Origin of the sequence: Acidovorax sp., from assembly GCF_016783915.1 — a bacterium.
Lineage (GTDB): Bacteria > Pseudomonadota > Gammaproteobacteria > Burkholderiales > Burkholderiaceae_C > Acidovorax.
Map to the genome: position 1 here is coordinate 1 of NZ_JADHVT010000021.1, position 17,911 is coordinate 17,911.

General features: G+C 62.3%; 10 protein-coding genes. 6 read left to right on the forward strand and 4 right to left on the reverse strand.

Going from position 1 to position 17,911, the window contains the following annotated elements:
• Positions 1-801: LysR substrate-binding domain-containing protein (locus tag ISS20_RS06560; protein WP_291434912.1), on the forward strand; the 801-nt coding region annotated here is incomplete at its 5' end.
• Between the two features lie 118 nt (positions 802-919).
• On the opposite strand, the gene ISS20_RS06565 is transcribed toward ISS20_RS06560, so the two are convergent.
• Together ISS20_RS06565 and pssA are read right to left on the reverse strand one after the other, a co-directional pair.
• Positions 920-1,762 carry a PhzF family phenazine biosynthesis protein gene (locus ISS20_RS06565; RefSeq protein WP_291434914.1) on the reverse strand — a complete coding sequence of 281 codons (843 nt, stop codon included), beginning with the start codon at positions 1,760-1,762 and terminating at the stop codon, positions 920-922.
• A 52-nt stretch (positions 1,763-1,814) separates the two neighbouring features.
• Entirely contained in the window at positions 1,815-2,441 is a 627-nt protein-coding gene (pssA, locus tag ISS20_RS06570) for a CDP-diacylglycerol--serine O-phosphatidyltransferase (protein ID WP_291434916.1), read from the reverse strand.
• 257 nt (positions 2,442-2,698) lie between these two features.
• Between pssA and ISS20_RS06575 the strand changes: the two genes are divergently transcribed.
• Both ISS20_RS06575 and ISS20_RS06580 read left to right on the forward strand, forming a co-directional pair.
• A complete protein-coding gene (locus tag ISS20_RS06575) occupies positions 2,699-4,654 on the forward strand; it encodes an acyl-CoA synthetase (RefSeq protein ID WP_291434918.1) in 1,956 nt (651 codons plus the stop codon).
• A 97-nt stretch (positions 4,655-4,751) separates the two neighbouring features.
• Complete coding sequence (locus ISS20_RS06580) at positions 4,752-5,756, forward strand: tripartite tricarboxylate transporter substrate binding protein (protein WP_291434920.1); 1,005 nt, start codon at positions 4,752-4,754, stop codon at positions 5,754-5,756.
• 331 nt (positions 5,757-6,087) lie between these two features.
• On the opposite strand, the gene ISS20_RS06585 is transcribed toward ISS20_RS06580, so the two are convergent.
• Positions 6,088-8,607, reverse strand: coding sequence for an EAL domain-containing protein (locus ISS20_RS06585; RefSeq protein ID WP_291434922.1), 2,520 nt, complete (start codon positions 8,605-8,607; stop codon positions 6,088-6,090).
• A 368-nt stretch (positions 8,608-8,975) separates the two neighbouring features.
• Here ISS20_RS06585 and ISS20_RS06590 point away from each other — a divergent pair, with 368 nt between their 5' ends.
• Both ISS20_RS06590 and ISS20_RS06595 read left to right on the forward strand, forming a co-directional pair.
• Entirely contained in the window at positions 8,976-13,850 is a 4,875-nt protein-coding gene (locus ISS20_RS06590; RefSeq protein WP_291434923.1) for a PAS domain S-box protein, read from the forward strand.
• 99 nt (positions 13,851-13,949) lie between these two features.
• Entirely contained in the window at positions 13,950-14,939 is a 990-nt protein-coding gene (locus ISS20_RS06595) for a diguanylate cyclase (RefSeq protein WP_291434925.1), read from the forward strand.
• A gap of 81 nt (positions 14,940-15,020) precedes the next feature.
• Here the strand turns inward: ISS20_RS06595 and ISS20_RS06600 are convergent, their stop codons facing one another.
• On the reverse strand, positions 15,021-17,084 hold the full coding sequence (locus tag ISS20_RS06600) for an acetoacetate--CoA ligase (protein WP_291434927.1): 2,064 nt from the start codon (positions 17,082-17,084) through the stop codon (positions 15,021-15,023).
• Between the two features lie 230 nt (positions 17,085-17,314).
• On the opposite strand from ISS20_RS06600, the gene ISS20_RS06605 reads away from it, so the two are divergent.
• Positions 17,315-17,746, forward strand: coding sequence for a hypothetical protein (locus tag ISS20_RS06605; protein WP_291434929.1), 432 nt, complete (start codon positions 17,315-17,317; stop codon positions 17,744-17,746).
• Positions 17,747-17,911 lie beyond the last annotated feature (165 nt).

The window sequence follows — 17,911 nt, forward strand, 5'->3', positions numbered from 1 at the left end:
CTGGAGCTGCACGTCACCCACAGCGCCATCAGTCGCCAGATCAAGGCGCTGGAGGCCCACCTGGGCGTGGACCTGTTCGAGCGCAAGACCCGGCAGGTGCTGCTCACCGCGGCAGGCCACCAGTTCCATGCGCAGGTCGGCCCTGCGCTCGCGCAGATCGGCGCCGCCGCAAAGGCGCTGCGGGGCGATGCCGGGCTGCGCAGCGTGAAGATCAATGTGCGGCCCAGCTTTGCGGTGCGGTGGCTGATCCCCCGGCTGCCGGGTTTTGTGGCCCAGCACCCGGACATCGAGCCCCAGGTCATCACCAGCACGCTGGCGCCCGACCACGCGGCCGAGGCTTTCGACCTGGCCCTGCGGCGCGGCCCGCGCGGGTGGCCGCCAGGCATGCAGGTCCACCCGTTCCTGGAGGACGAGGCGCTGGTGGTGGGGTCGCCTTCCCTGTTCGCCCAGCGCCCGGTGGCGCAGCCCGAGGCGCTGTCGGCCCACGTACTGCTGCTGTCCAAGTCGCGCAGCAAAGACTGGGAAAGCTGGAAGAAGCAGGTGAATGCACCAACGCTCCAGCCCGCCAGTTGCCTGCAGTTTGACCATCTGCACTTTGTGCTGCAGGCCGCCCTGGACGGGCTGGGCTTTGCGGTGGCGCCGGTGTCGCTGATCACCCACGACCTGGCCTCAGGACGGCTGGTGTCGCCCCTGCCCACATTGCGGCTGCCGCTCACGCGGCACTACCTGGGCATGGCGCCGGACCCGTCACCGGAGACGCTGCGTTTTGTGCAGTGGCTCCAGGACGAGATCAGCGCCTGAGCGGAAGGCCGGACAGGGCGCACAGAGCCCCACGTGCTCGGTTTGCCAGATTTCTACACCAATCGGGCGGTAGTGCTAGTGAATCATGCGCCAGTAGCTATATTTTCGATAGCAAAACTCATTCGCCATCGCCCATCCACCGTGCCGTGCCCGACACGCGGATGGAGCTGCCAGCCACCGGCCCGATCTCGGCCCGCAGGCGCGAACGCATGCCCATGTCTTCGCCCTGCACCACGTCAATGGCACCGCCGTGCGGCCAGCCCAGGTCGCGCAGGTAGCCCGCCAGCGCGGCCGTGGCGGCACCCGTGGCCGGGTCTTCCAGCACGCCGCCCGACGCAAAGGCATTGCGGGTGTGCAGCTGGCGGTCTGACTCCACCCACACCAGCACGATGGTGACCAGCTTGGCGTTCACCATCAGCGTGCGGCCAACATCCAGCGCGTAGTGCATGGCCGCCAGCGCGGCGCGGCTGTGCAGGGCCAGCACCAGGTGGTCGGCACCGCCATGAATGAGCGCGGGCGGAATCCGCGGGTCCAGATCGGCCGCGCTGAGGCCGAACAAAGCCAGCGCATCGGCCAGCAGCCCAGCAGGCACAGGCCCGCTGCGCGTGGGGGGCGACTGCAACGCCGCCTGCACCAGATCGCCCGCGCGGCGGCCTTCAACCGTGATCTCGGCCTGGCTCAGCGACAGCGCAAACACGCCGTCGCCCTCGCGCTGCGCGAGCGCGGCGCCCAGGGCAATAGTGGCGTGGCCACAAAACGGCACCTCGCTCTCGGGCGCAAAGTAGCGCACCCGCCAGCGGCCATCGCCCAGCGGGGCGGCAAACGCAGTTTCAGAAAAGCCGACTTCAGCGGCGATGCGCTGCATATCAGCGGGGGCGGGCAGCTCGTCACCGACCCACACACCGGCGGGGTTGCCGCCCTGTGTGCCGTCAGAAAACGCTGCGATTTTTTGCAGTGCCATGGTGTTCAACATCCAGAACGACAGGACAGGAGATGACAGGGCAGCCAGTGGCTCAGAGCTTGGGAATGCGAATCCGGCTGATCATCAGCGAGCCCGACACCGCAAACAGCAGCACCAGCGGGTGCAGCGTGAAGCCGCCGATCAGCAACTTGCCGAACCACAGGTTCTCGCGCACCGCGCCCAGCCAGGCGGCCAGGGCCATCAACGCCACCAGCACGATCGAGGTGGGGATGGGCGTGCCCTCGAAGTATTTGACCTTGCCATCGTCTCCCGACAGCGTTTCGGCCGTGACGTTGTAGCGCGCCAGGCGCGACACGCCGCAGGCCACAAAGTAGGCCAGCACGATGCGGTCATACAGGCCCTGCATGCCGCAGCCGTAGGCAATGATGGCCGGGGCCACACCGAACGAGATCACGTCGGCCAGCGAGTCCAGCTCGCGGCCCATGGCCGAGCTTTTCTGGCGCCAGCGGGCGATGCGGCCGTCCAGCACATCAAAGATCAGCGCGGCCAGCACCAGGGCACATGCAAAGTACACATGCACCACATTGCTGGTCTCCAGGTACGACATGACCGAGAACAGCGCACCCACGCCGCAGACCGCATTGCCCAGCGTGAACCAGTCGGCGAGGTGGAACTCACGAATCATCGAAAAACGTTTGGGCTGCTGCGGAGTGTTCATGGAGTGATGGCGCGCGGAGGGGCGCGCAGTGGCAATCAACAAGGTCCATTATGGGTGTGCCGCAGCGCCGCCTGGCGCTGAGAGCCTGTGGACGGCATCGCAGGGGATCGTTAACCCTCTCTGACATCTGCGTGACTGCTTTTGCGCTGGCACACAGACAGACTGTGGCCACGCGGCGGGCGCGGCCGGGTAGGACGAGGCCGCATCCGCCCCCCATCAGTGACCGATCCGCATTCCGACAAGACCCGAGACACTCCATGCGCCTCCCTCAGATGCCCCCGCTCCACAGACCTTTTGCTCCCGGTGCCCCGGTGCGCAGCCTGCAGGACGTGCAGCGGCTCGAAGCCCATCCCCTGGCTGAGGCACTGCCGGTGCAAAGCACGTACGAAATCTTCGTGAACTCGGCCCATGCGTTTGGCGACAAGACGGCGCTGGCCTTTTTGCCCACGGCCGACCCTGCCGCCGAGCCCATCCGCTGGTCGTACACCCAGCTGCTCACCGGCATCCACCAGACGGCCAACCTGCTGCACCACCTGGGCGTGGGCCCGCAGGACGCGGTGGCCGTGCTGCTGCCCGGCTGCCTGGAGTACCACCTGGCCCTGTGGGGCGGCGAGGCGGCGGGCATCGTGCAGCCGCTCAACCCCATGCTCACCGACGAGAAAATCGCGGCCATGATGACCCTGGCGCGTGCCAAGGTGCTGATTGCTTATGGCGCCGAAGGCGATGTGGGCTACTGGAGCAAGGCGCTGCGCCTGCGCGCCCTGGTGCCCACGCTGACCACCGTGCTGCGCGTGGCCCCGCACGATGAAGCCCCCGAGGCGGCGCCTGCCCTGCCCGCCGGCGTGATGGACCTGGCCGAGCGCCACCAGCACCCCGACGACCACCTGGTCAGTGGCCGCCACATTGCGGCCACTGACATCGCCGCGTACTTCCACACCGGTGGCACCACCGGCGCGCCCAAGCTGGCGCGCCACAGCCACGGCGCGCAGGTGTTCACCGCCTGGGGCTGCGTGCAGATGCAAGGCATCCGCCCAGAGGATGTGGGCATCAACGGCTACCCGCTGTTCCACGTGGCGGGCGTGCTGCCGGGCTCGCTGGCGGCGCTGTCTGCGGGGGTGGAAACCATCATCCCCACCACCGGCCTGTTCCGCAACCGCGAGGTGATTGCCAACTACTGGCGGCTGGTGGAGCGCTATCGCTGCACCTACCTGTCGGCCGTGCCCACCGTGCTGGCCGCGCTGGCCAACGTGCCGCTGGGCAGCGCCAATATCTCCACGCTGCGCTACTGCCGCACGGGCGCGGCCATCCTGGCGCCCGAGCTGGCTGCCCGGTTTGAGCGCCTGTTTGGCCTGCACATCCACGAAAGCCTGGGCATGACCGAGATGGCGGGCATCTCCACCATCACGCCCCCCGGCGTCAATGCACCGGCGGGCTGCGTGGGCTGGCGGCTGCCCTACACGCAGCTGCGTGTGGTGGCGCTCGATGCGCAGGGCAATGCGTCCGACCAGGACCTGCCGCACGGCCAGCCGGGCATGGTGCTTTTTCAATCGCCCAACCTGTTCTCCGGTTTCCTCGACGCAGCCGATACCGCAAAGGCCTTCACGCACGATGGCTGGCTGGCCACAGGCGACCTGGGTTTTGTGGACGAGCAGGGCCGCCTGCACCTGAGCGGCCGCTCCAAGGACCTCATCATCCGCAGCGGCCACAACATCGACCCCAAGGTGATCGAAGACGCGCTGGGCGCCCACCCCGCCGTGCAGCTGTGCGCCGCTGTGGGCGCGCCCGACGCCTATGCAGGCGAGCTGCCCGTGGTGTACGCCACGCTGGTGCCCGGCGCACAGGCGACCGAGGCCGAACTGCTGGCCTTCACCGCCGAACGGGTGGACGAGGCCGTGGCCCGCCCGCGCTGGGTGCAGGTGCTGGAGACCATGCCCGTGACCAACGTGGGCAAGATCTACAAGCCCGAGCTGCGCCAGCGCGCGGCCTGCCACACGGTGCAAGCGCTGGTCGATGGGGTGTGCGGCGACAACCCTGTCCAACCCCGCCCCCAGGTGCAGCCCGACGGCGACAACGCGGTGCGCGTGACCGTGACCGTGGCGCCAGGCCCTGATGCCGACACGCTGGCAGTACGACTGCGCGAAGTGACAGCGCCCCTCCCCATCACCGTCCGCACCACCATTGGCCCCGCTGCAGAGAGCCCCCAGACCACATAAGCCCATAAGCCCATGGCGTGACAGCCAGGCCTCGGCCCGCCACCATGCAAGGCGTAGCCCGCTCATGAATTTTGATAACCAAAACAGGAGACAACCCATGCCCTTCCACCCCCTGACAACCCGCCGCACCTGGCTCGGCGCAGCCGCGCTGGCCGCCGCCACCGCCTGCACCGGCACCGCCGCCTGGGCGCAGGCCGCCTACCCCAACAAGCCGATCAAGGTGGTCGTGCCCTTTGCACCCGGCGGCGCCACGGATGTGCTGGCGCGCGTGCTGGCCGAGAAGATGGCGGTGGGCCTGGGCCAGCCCATGGTCATCGACAACAAGCCCGGCGCGGCCGGCATCATCGGCACCGACGCGGTGGCCAAGGCCGCGCCCGATGGCTACACACTGCTGCTGGGGCTGAGCAACTCCATGCTCACCAACCAGTTCCTGTACACCAAGCTGCCCTACAGCCCTGAGCGCGACATCGCGCCCATCTACCAGATCGCCATCGCCCCCCTGGTGCTGGTGGCCCACCCCAGCGTGCCCGTGGCTACCGGCCCCGAGCTGCTGAAATACATCGCCGCCAACAAGAGCAAGGTGGCCTATGGCTCGTATGGCACGGGCGCCTACCCACACCTGGCTGGGGCCTACATGAGCCAGTCGCAAAACGCCGACATGAGCCACGTGGCCTATCGGGGCGAGGCCCCCATGGTGCAGGACCTGCTGGGCGGGCAGATCCAGATTGCTTTTGCCAGCGCACTGCAGGTCAAGGCACACATCGACGCCGGCAAACTCAAGGCCATTGGCGTGAGCGGCGAGCGCCGCATGGGCACGCTGCCCAACGTGCCCAGCCTGGCCGAACAGGGCCTGAACGACGAGGCCTACCGCGTGGCCGGGTGGCTGGCGTTTGGCGCGCCCGCCGGCACGCCCCCTGCCATCCTGGAGCGCATTGCCGCCGAAGTACGCAAGGCCACCGAGCAGCCCGATGTAGCGCAGCGCATTGCGGCCATGGGCTTTGATGTGCAGAACAGCTCACCCGCGCTGTTTGCGGCGGCGATTGCGAAGGAACGGCCGGTGTGGGAGCGGTTGATCAAGGCATCTGGCGCCAAACTGGATTAGTGCGTTGATGGGGAGGGGGCCACCGCGGTGGCATCAGCCACAGAGCCCCCAAACAAACTCTGTCCTCGCAAATAACGGAGGCAGACCGGAATACTGCTGGCTCATAAGGGCGCACTTCAATGAACGAAATAGGTCCTACCGCTTTTCTCGAAAGCACATAAGGCCCTGCACAACCAGCTTGAACTATTCAACCATCGCAGTTCGCCAACTGCTGCACAGGCCATCAAGTGCGGTATCAGCCAAAACTCGGAAATCAGGGTCAGAACTACAAGCTGCCCTGTCTCCCTCCTCTCGAGGCAACACAGCCTACGGACCTTGGCGACAAAATGGCTTACACGCTGGGTTGTGTCTGTTTTCTCTGCTCCAGCCAGACCAGCAATGCGTCTGCAGCCATGGGCTTGCTGTAAAAGTACCCCTGCATGGTGTTGCAACCCATACCCAACAGCTGGTCTACTTGTCCTTGGGTTTCTACTCCTTCAGCAATCAACCCCATCTGCAGGCTCTTGCCCAGCTGAATGATCGCCGACGCTATGGAGACGCTCTGGTGTGATGTCGCAAGCTGCGACACGAATGATTTGTCAATTTTGAGTACATCCACCGGAAGCTGGCTAAGGTAGGCCAAACTGGAGTAACCCGTACCGAAATCATCCAGGGCGACCCGGAACCCATGCTGCCGGAGTCGGTCAAGAAGGTGCTTCATATTATCGGCATCCCGCATCAATTGCCCTTCGGTAATCTCCAGCTCAATGCACTCTGGATTGACGCCATGCGCAGCACATAGCTCGCACAGCGATTCCAAATAATCGGGTTGCGCAAATTGCACGATGGAGACATTGATAGCCACATGAAGGTTGTGACCCAGAGCGCGCGCATTTTTGATCTGCTTGCATGCATCCAGGAGCACTGCGCGGCCCAAGGCAACAATCAGCCCGGTCTCCTCGGCATATGCGATGAACTCTGATGGTGCGATCAATTCACCGGATTCATCTCGAAGCCGAACAAGAGCCTCTACGGTATCCACTCTCAGGCTGGGCACTTCAACTTGTGGTTGGTAATGAACCTCCACCCTGCCATTGTCTATTGCTGCGCGCAGGGTTTTTCCTGTGCGGCTGCGTTGCATGAGCATGTGCTCTATGGATGCCGAGTGAAAGCTGTAGCGATTGCGTCCGTCGGATTTGGCCCGGTACAGCGCTGAATCTGCATGTCGCATGAGATCCTCTCGCGTCAACGCATCGTCAGGATAGACGCTGATACCCACGCTGCAGCCCACATGGAAATCAGTGCCTTCGATCATGATCGTCGAGGACACCACATCAATCGCTGCCTGCGACAGAAGCCGCGCTTGTTCAGGCGATTGAATTTCGGGGAGCAGGATCATGAATTCATCACCCCCTTGCCTGCTGACCGTGGCGTCGCTGGAAAAAGTAGCGGTCAACCGATCAGCCACAGTGCGCAGGATCAGATCCCCAATGTGGTGGCCATGTGAGTCGTTGAAGAATTTGAAGTGATCCAGGTCCAGAATCATTAACGCCAAGGAACTATGCCCAGCCATGGCGGAGCGCATTGCCTGGGATATCCGGTCGGCCAGAAGTAACTGATTCGGCAAGTCGGTGAGTTGGTCATGCTGGACCAGATGGGTCATCTTGATGGCCATCGCCCGCGCCTCACTCACATCGTGGAAAACGACAACTGCACCCGAAATGTTGCCATCAGCATCCCGAATAGGGGAGGCGGAATCTTCCACATTCACTCTGTTGCCGTTGCGTGTCACAAGCACTGTGTCCAGCGCCATGCCCACCGTTCTTTGTTGCCTCAGCGCTATGCGAACAGGGTTCTGAAGAGGAACCTCCTCGCCGTGGGTCACGAGGGGCATGACGCATTCAATCGATTGCCCGACTGCATCTGCCATCCCCCACTCGGTCATGGTCTCCGCAACGGGGTTGATGTAAGTGATACGGCCCACCGCATCTGTCGCAATCACACTGTCGCCGATGGAGCGGAGAATGACCTGGGCACGGGCCCTCTCCTCACTCAGCGCAGCCTCTGCCGCATTGACAGCAGTTACATCCGTCAACAGGAGCAAGGCACCCCAACGGTTCTGCGCATCCATGCGCAAGGCCATCGATGCATGGATATCGCGTTTGTGGCCATCAGCGGCAAGGCAGGCCAGCGCAACACTATCTTCTACTGACGGGATGCCGCTACCGGCCCGCTGCAGCAACCGGATCAACAGGGGCTGAACGCATTCAGCCACTGGATCTCCGAGCACATCGCGAATCGGTTTTCCCTTGAAACCACCTGTGGGGACACGGAACCATCGCCCCTCATGATCGCTGCAAAGTTGGCATATGAGGTCGCTATTCCAGAAAGTGATGTGCCCTGGCACATTTCTGATGACGTGGTCCAGATCCCGCTGCGTGCTCAAAAGCCTTCGCTGCTCCCGACGCAGTGCCAATTGAACCTGCACTCTGGCCCTCACAAGCTGGGGGTTGAAAGGCTTGGGCACGAAATCCGAGGCGCCCACCTCAAACGCTTTCAGTTCTTCATCCAAACCGTCATTGCTGGTAATGAAGATGACGGCAGCATCTCGTGTTTCTGCACAGGCCTTCAAATCCTCGCAAAGCTGATACCCGTTCCGTTCGGGCATGGAGACATCAAGAAGCACAACGCTCGGCAGCACTTGTTTTGCCAAACCGATGGCATTACCTGCCTGCGTTGTGAAAGCGACGTCGCCCAGGTCAGCCACCACGGCATGCAACAGGCGCACACAGCCCACATCATCGTCAACGATGAGTATTTGCTCCCGCTGCTCGTCATAATGATTGCGCAATGCCGCTGCTGCAATGGACATGGCTGTACACCCTTTGGCTCTCGTTAGACTCAATATCCACTCTCTGTCTTTATAGTGTGCACGAGAGACGGAAAAATCGCTGCATGCTATGTGCGCACAGAGAGAGCACAGGCGACGGCAATACACGTATTGGCACACTGTGCAACGCTGGCAGGCTGGCTGGCCAATGGGGATTGGGGGGGCGCTGAGTCAACTCATCACCGGGTGAATGGCCCCACCTTGTGCACATGCCACTGCTCAGCGACAGCCATCATTTGGAGGATGTTCGATCCATGCGTACGAATAAGTTGTGGTCGTCTCCCCTGGCTTGGATGGTTGCTACTTTCCTCATTGGAGCGGTAGCGAGCGGACTTTTCGCTGGCTACCAAATGGCCGCCAACACCCACTCCGCCCAAACTACGTTTGAAGCCCTGGCAGACGATGTTGTTGAGCGCCTTCAGCAGCGCGTGCAACTGTATGAATACGGCCTGCGAGGGGCCAGGGCTGTGGTGGTAACGGCTGGCGAGGGTGGTATCAACCAACGTCTGTTCCGCCAATACTACGAAACGCGGAACTTCGATCAAGAGTTTCCTGGCGCGCGGGGTTTTGGCTTCATTCGAAAAGTACCCAGGCCACAGACAGAACCGTATCTGCAAGCGAGGCGGGCCGGTGGACTCACCGGGTTCTCGATCAAAACACTGAACGAGCACAGCGACGACCGCTTTGTCATCGAATACATAGAGCCTTATGAGCGCAACCGCATGGCTCAAGGACTGGATATTGGGTCTGAGGCCAACCGCCGCCAGGCAGCCATTTCTGCCATGCAAACGGGCAAAGCCACAATTACCGGCCCCATCACCCTGATCCAGGCATCAGGGGACCCCCAGCGCTCAGTGCTATTCCTCCTCCCGATTTACCGCGGCGGGACAACCCCAGAGGGTATTGACAACCGCGAGTCCATGGGCTTTGGATGGGCCTACGCCCCCCTCGCATTGAGCGAAGTACTCGCCGACTTCAACATCACACAGCTGCAGTACGACCTGTCAATCACCGATGTCTCCAACCCCTCGCAGCCAGACCCTGTATTCAACAGTCAGCGCCAACGAACCCCTGTAAAAACCACCTTGCAGCAGACATTGGAGCGCGAAATCTACGGCCGGTTATGGCGCTTCGAGCTATCCGCAAGGCCCGAGTTCACCAAAGGCCTCGATCAGTTGTCGTGGCGTACGGTACTTGCCGTCGGGATGGTGACCAGCCTTTTGATGTCGCTACTGGTGGGGGCTGTGCGGTCGGGCCTCGAACGCAAGCGAAAGATCCTGCAGCAGCAGGCTCAGCTGGCGACGATTATGGAAAGCTCTGCGGATGCCATTGTGGGGGAATCAACGCAAGGCAAGGTCATCATCTGGAACCCTGCGGCAGAGCGCCTGTTCGGCTACACCAGGGATGAGGCCATGGGACAACCCATGATCGAGCGCATGACGGCTGTTGATGAAAAGGGCAAGGAAGAGCAGCTGGTAATGAAGGTCATGTCCAAAGGCGACGCAGACCCTGTGGACATGACACTGTTGGCAAAGGACGGCGTGCTCGCACCGGTTTCTGTCACGGCCAGTGCAATACGCAGTGAACGGGGCCAAATCATCGGTATCGCCCGCTTCATGCGAGATATTCGAGACCGTCAGCGTGCAGAAAAAGCGATGGCAGACCTGGCCTCCAGTCTCGAAAAACAGGTTGCAAGCCGCACTGCGGACTTGGAAAGCGCGCGCCATGACCTGCAAACAGTGCTCGATTCCGTGCCATCCATGATCGGCTACTGGGACAAGGACCTCCGTAACCGCGTTGCCAACAAGGCCTACAGCGATTGGTTTGGTGTTGAGCCCTCCAGCTTGCTTGGCATACCCATGGTCCAGCTGCTAGGGGCCGATATGTTCGAGCGCAACCGCCCTTACATAGAGGGGGCCTTGCGCGGCGAAAGGCAAAAATTCGAGCGCTCCATCCCTCGTCCTGATGGCATGGGAAGCCGCCACTCACTGGCCAACTACCTGCCTGACATCGTGAACGGGGAGGTCCGAGGTTTTTACGTGATCGTGCACGACATCACGGACATTGTGGCAAGCCGCCAGGCCTTTGCCAGGGAGCGTGAACGACTGGCGCACATCATCGAGGGCACGAATGTCGGCACCTGGGAGTGGAACGTCCAGACCGGCGAGATCACCGTCAACGAGCGCTGGGCAGACATCATTGGTTATACCCTTGCGGAGCTGCAGCCCACCAGTATCGATACCTGGAAAACCCGTTGCCACCCGGACGACCTTCCCGTAGCGCAGGGTCTGCTGGATACCCATTTCCGTGGAGAACTGCCGCACTACCAGAGCGTCGTGCGAATGCGCCACAAAACGGGTCATTGGGTCTGGGTTCAATCCCGCGGACAGGTTATTACGCGCACTCCAGAGGGTGCGCCGCAATGGATGTCTGGCACACACCAAGACATCTCTGCCACGAAGAAGGCTGAGGAACACCTGCAGCAAGTGGTCGCCACCCTCGAGGGTGTTCTGGGCGCTGCTACCCAGCAGTCCATCATTGCCACCGACCTTGAGGGAACCATTACCCTCTTCAATACCGGTGCCGAGAAAATGCTGGGGTACAAGGCACAAGAAATGGTGGGGATCAGCTCTCCAGCGCCCCTGCACTTGGCAGAAGAGGTCAACACCTACGGGCAAGAGCTTTCGTTAAGGTATGGATACCCGGTTCAGGGTTTCCGAGTCTTTGTGCACGAGGCTGAACGGCTAGGTTTTGAAAGCCGTGAATGGACCTACGTACACAAGGACGGGCACCATCTGCCTGTTCAACTGTCAGTCAACACGGTCCGGGACACGCAGGGTGGAATTATTGGGTATCTCGGTATCGCGCAGGACATGACGGAGCACCACCTGCAAGAGCAAAGCCTGCGCCACGCGAAGGCCGAAGCAGAAGCGGCGAGTGCCGCCAAGAGCATATTTCTGGCCAACATGAGCCATGAAATCCGGACTCCCATGAACGCCGTGCTCGGCGTGTCCCACTTGCTGGCAGACACCCCTTTGAACGATGACCAGCGCCAACTCCTGGCCAAGATGCAAATTGCCAGCAGATCCTTGATGGGCATCATCAATGATGTGCTGGATATATCGAAGATTGAAGCTGGGGAAATGACCACAGAGTCAGTCGTATTCAGCCCTGCCGAATTGCTGACGGAATTGTTTCAGCTTTACTCGCCCCAAGCTTCTAACAAGGGTGTGAGCATCGAACTGAAAGGCGTGAATGTATTGCCCGCAGCTTTGCTGGGAGATCCAACGCGTCTGCGGCAAGTGCTGTCCAATCTTCTGAGCAATGCCATCAAATTCACCTCCCAAGGCAGCGTGTCCCTGCGGGTCGCACGGGAACAGAATCCGGGCAATGCCGACCCGCATGTCTGGCTGGAATTTTCGGTGGTGGATACCGGTGAAGGTATTTCTGAAACGGCACTGAAGGGCCTCTTCACCCCGTTTGCGCAGGCCGATGCTTCCACCACACGGCGGTTTGGTGGAACGGGGCTGGGGCTGTCCATCGTCAAACGCTTGTGCGAACTCATGGGGGGAGAAGTCGGTGCGCACAGCACGGTGGGCGCCGGCAGTACGTTCCGGGTGCGGCTGCCGTTCGCCGTCGCCGATGAAGAGGACCTGTCCGGGCAATCAGTATCCAGCCAAAGACGCTTGAGCATATTCATCGTTGACGACAACGAGCTCGACAGAGTGAATCTGGTGCAAATGGGTGAGGCTTTTGGCTGGCGTACTACAGCGCTGAACTCTGGTACCGAATTGGTTCACCGAATGCAGGAACTGGCGGACGCGCACCAACCGCTGCCGGATGCGTTGGTCGTGGACTGGAAGATGCCGGGTTTGGACGGTATACAGGCATTGATCATGCTCACGGAGCGCATAGGCAACAAGGACTTGCCGGCCACGCTGGTCGTATCTGCCCAAGAAAGAGATCATGTTGCCAGCCACGACCCCACGGGGGTGGTAAACCGCATCCTGACTAAGCCAGTGAATCCATCTTCCCTGTTCAATGCCATCAACGCCAGTGTGGCGGAACGCACGGGGCGGCAAGATCATGTCGTGCAGTTCACCCGACTGGAGGCCATACAAGGCCAATGGCTGCAAGGCATGCGCATTCTGCTGGTGGACGACAGCGATATCAATCTGGAAGTGGCCAGCCAGATGCTCAAGAAAGAAGGCGCAACCGTGGAAGTCTGCGTCAACGGCCAGGATGCCTTACTGGCTCTCACTGCCATGAAGGGCAGCGGCACCAGTTTTGATGCCGTTCTGATGGACATCCAAATGCCTGTCATGGATGGCTACGAAGCAACGAGACGTGCGCGCCACCAACTCGGCTTGATCAAGCTGCCCATCATTGCGTTGACAGCCGGGGCACTGACCGAGGAACGGCGCCGCGCAGAGGCTGCTGGCATGGACGCGTTTCTGACCAAGCCACTGGACCCCGCGCTGTTGGTGCGCACTGTGCACGCGCAGGTAACCAGAGCGCGCGGGACTACTGCAGCCGTTGCACTCGCCGAACCGGCGGGCTACCAGTCCACATCGGCCCACTGGCCCGACATTGAGGGCATTCGCGCCGAGGATGCAAAACGCTTGATGCAAGGCGACGTTGGGCTGTTCACCAACTTGCTTCAACGCTTTTTGCGCGACTACAGCGACGGTTTTCCGCCAACGACCGACAGCGCCAACACGCAGGAACATGACGCTTTGGTCTCTCGTGTGCACAAGCTGCGAGGCTCCTCTGGCATGTTGGGTGCCACCAGGCTGCATGCAATTGCGTCCCAGCTGGAAACTTTGCTGCGCGAGGGAGACGGGCATCAAGCCGCTGACGCTGACGAGACCACGGACGCTGCGGCCTTGCTCGCTTCGCTGAACGATGCGCTCAGACAACTGAGCGCTGCGGCTGAAGCAGCACTTGCGAGTGATGCAAGGCCCCCCACAGCACCGGGCAATGTGGGCAGCGCGGAACGCACTGCGAACCATGTGTCGGAATCCACGCTGCAAGCGGTACAAGATCTGAGACGGCTTCTTGACCGGCAGGACTTGGCGGCGATCAAAAGCTTTGAGAATCTCGCCCCAGACTTGCTTTCTCTCATGGGTCCGCAAGCCATGGAGTCTCTGAGCCATGCCGTTCACTCGCTGGACTTTGCAGCTGCCGCCTGCACGCTATCGAACGTATTGACCGACGAGGCCTAGTGCTTTTGTGCCTGAGACACAATCTGCGCCACGGGCTTGCTGCGCTCGACACCACACGATGTCGGCAAGACATGCGCTCTGCGAAAGAGACTACCAACCATGCCCAATTTGATTGACCCGACCAGCGCCAATATTTTGATCGTCGATGACGACATTACGGTGATCCAGGTGCTGGCCAAGACACTGACTGCCATCGGCCGTGTGCGCTACGCGCTCAATGGTGCTGACGCTCTTCGGCTGGCCCTGCAGGAGCCGCCAGATGTCATCTTGCTGGACGCCGACATGCCGGGCATGTCGGGCTTTGAAGTGCTGAGTGCTATGCGCTTACAACCGTCGCTTGAACAAGTGCCCACCATTTTCATCACCAGCCACAATAGCGAAGAGATGGAAGAAAAAGGGCTGGCCAGCGGAGCGGCAGATTTCATCGGAAAGCCATTTCGGCCCGCCATAGTGGCTGCGCGGGTAAGAACCCAGTTGCGGCTGAAGCTGGCAGTAGACCGTCTGCGCACACTCTCTGCCATCGACGCGCTAACTGGGATTGCCAACCGTCGCACGCTGGATGAAGCGCTGATGATGGAATGCAAGCGCACCCAGCGCAGCCATACACCGCTGTCCGTGCTGATGCTGGACGTGGACCATTTCAAATGTTTTAACGACACCTACGGGCACGGTGCAGGAGACGATGCGCTGATTGGCATCGCTCGTGCCATGCGTGCCTGTACAAATCGCCCTGCAGACCTTCCTGCCCGTTACGGTGGAGAAGAGTTTGCGTTGATTCTGCCGGATACCGATGGCGCCGGGGCAATGACCGTCGCGAGTTCACTGATGGCGAATGTGGCACGGCTCAAAATCCCGCACACGGCTTCGGGGACAGGATTTCTTACCGTCTCTATCGGTGTCGGTTGCTTTGACAAGGAGTCAGCCCGCTGGGCAGACTGCCGTGAAGGCTTGCGGGACGTTTCCGCAAGCAGCCCCTCTGCATGTGCAAGCGCTCTATTGACCACAGCCGATCAGGCACTGTATGCCGCCAAATCAAACGGCCGCGCCAACGCCGTGCTCAAACGGTTTGACGGGTTCATGCCCGAATAGCCCCACCGCTGACGGCCCGCCCAGCGTTGGCGCTGCAGGCATTCTGCGCTCCGGTTGCAAGGGGCCACCGGTTCGGCGTGGCTATGCAACCTTGCGCTCTGCAGCAAACGCCACATACCAGTCCAGGCACCCCGGGTTCGCCATGGCGTCCTTGTTGACCACCTTCTCGATCGGCTGGCCCAGCAGCAGTTTCTTGATGGGCAGCTCCTGCTTCTTGCCGCTCAGGGTGCGTGGCACCTCCGCCACCACAAAGATGTCGTCGGGCACAAAACGCGGGCTCAGGGCCGTGCGCACCGCGCCGTTGATGCGCGCGCGCAGGGCCTCGTCCAGCACGTTGCCGGGGCGCAGCACCACAAACAGCGGCATGTAGCTTTCGCGGCCCAGGTACTCCAGGTCCACCACCAGACTGTCGAGCACTTCGGGCAAGGATTCGACAGCGCTGTAGATCTCGCTCGTGCCCATGCGCAGGCCGTGACGGTTGATGGTGGCGTCGCTGCGGCCGTAGATCACGCAGCCGCCGTTGGCGCCGATCTTGAGCCAGTCACCATGGCGCCACACCGCGCCCATGCCCGCGGGGCCATCGCCACCGCCGGGCTGACGGCCGTGGCCTGCGGGGTACATGTCGAAGTAGCTCGACAGGTAGCGGCTGCCGTCCTTGTCACCCCACAGGTAGAGCGGCATCGATGGAATCGGCTGCGCGCAGACCAGCTCGCCCACCGCGTCCTGCACAGGGCGGCCCTCGGCATCCCATGACTCCACGGCCGCGCCCAGCATGCGGCACTGCATCTCGCCCGGCACCTGGGGCATCTCGCGGTGGCCGCCGATGAAGGCACCGCAAAAGTCGGTGCCGCCCGAGATGTTGTTCCACCAGATATCGGATGTGCCCAGCGCTTCGAACTGCGCCGTACCCCACTGCTGCACCTCGGGCGACAGCGGTGAGCCGGTGGTGCCCAGCGCGCGGATGCGCGTGAGGTCGCCATAGTCGGCCAGCGTGATACCCGCCTTCATGCAGTTGGCAAAAAACGCCGCGCCCGCGCCGAAGAAGGTCACGCCCGTCTCGGCGGCAAAGCGCCACAGCACGCCCCAGTCGGGGTGGTCCTTGCTGCCGCCGGGGTTGCCGTCGTAGATCACGCAGGTGGTGCCCGACAGCAGGCCCGAGAGCTGCGCGTTCCACATCACCCAGCCCGTGGAGCTGTACCAGTGGTAGCGCTCGCCAAAGCTGTTGGGCTCGTAGCTGCAGCCGATGTCGTTGTGCAGCACTTTGAGCTGCAGCGCCACCAGCACCGTGCCGCCGTGGCCGTGCACGATGGGCTTGGGCAAACCGGTGGTGCCGCTGGAATAGACGATCCACAGGGGGTGGTCAAACGGCAGCCACATCGGCTCGAAGGCAGCCGTTTCTGCATCGTTTTGGGCGGTAGCGCTAGTCCAATCTGTCCAGTCTGCTATAGAAATAGAAGCATCCAGATTGCCCAGCAGCACGGCATGCTGCACGCTGGGCAGGGCCTCGCGCAGCTCGGCGAGCACGGGGCGGCGGTCGTGGTCGCGGCCGCCGTAGCTCACGCCATCCACGCCGATCAGCACCTTGGGTTCGATCTGGCGGAAGCGGTCGAGCACCGCATGCGTACCCATGTCGGGCGCGCAGATGCTCCACACGCCGCCGATGCTCACCGTGGCCAGGAAGGCGATCATGGCCTCGGGCACGTTGGGCAGGTAGGCGGCCACGCGGTCGCCGGGCTGGACGCCCTGGGCCTTGAGGTGCAGCGCGAGCGACGCGACCTGGCGCCGCAACTCGGGCCAGCTCAGCTCGCGGTGGTGACCTTTTTCATTGCGGCTGATGATGGCGGGCAGGCCTGCGGCGTGGGCCGCATCCACATGCCTCAGCGCCTGGCGCGCGTAGTTGACCTGGGCGCCGGGAAACCATTGCGCGCCGGGCATGGTGTTCTTGGCCAGCACGGCCGTGTGGGGGGTGGGCGACTCCAGTTGGAAGTAGTCCCACACGCTTTGCCAGAAGGCATCGAGCTCGGTGGTGGACCAGCGCCACAGTGCGTCGTAGCTGTCGAACTGCAGGCCACGGGCGTCGCGCAGCCAGTTCTGGTACAGGCGGATCTGGGGAATGAAAGGCGGGGTGTTTTGTTTTGTCTCCATGGCGACGCAGCGTACCAGCGCGCTGCGGCATTGACCATGCTGCGCGGTCTCCGAATTGACATGCCAAAACCGGGCCTGCGGGTGCTGCGCGGCCGGGTGCGGCGACCCCACCAGCGGGATACCTATACTTTGCGCATGGTTTGGCGGGCACATGCCCCTGGGCCGTTTCTGGGCGCCTGTGCGCCAGTTGTTGCCGAAATTTCCCCCGGGGGCCCTGGCCCGTCGCTCTGATGCAAATGCTCCTTTCCGCCTGGCCCGCCGTGGCCCTGTTGTTGCCCGTGCTGTGGCTGGTGTCGGTCATCGTGTTCCTGGCCAAGGGCAACCGGCGGGCGTTTGCACAGCTGATGGCCCTGCTGGCCTGCTTTCTGATCGGCGCGCTGCTGATGGAGTTCTTCACCTTCATGGGCGCCCTCATGGCCCGCTCGGGCAGCCAGCACGCCACGCCTACGCTGGGTACCGGCACGCGCCAGTTGCTGGAGACCATTGCCAACCCGCGCTCCGTCACCGCGCCGCCGCTGTCGCTGGCGGCCTTTGCGGCGTACAGCATCGCTGCAGGCTACCTGTGGCTGCTGGTCACCTGGGTACTGCACCTGCGCGGTAAAAAGGCGGGCCCGGCCAGGAAGAAGTCCACCAAAACCCCGCGCAAGGCGGCCAAGGACTGACATATGGGTGTTTTAGCCACCAAGCGCTAGAACCATATGCACAAGCAGCTATCGATTGGATAGCATCGCCACACCATGGCTTGACGCAGGGCAAAGCCCGCCAAAGCCCGCCCGCCCACAATGGCGCGCTGCCTCCCCACGCCGGGGCGGGCGCCTTGTCACCTT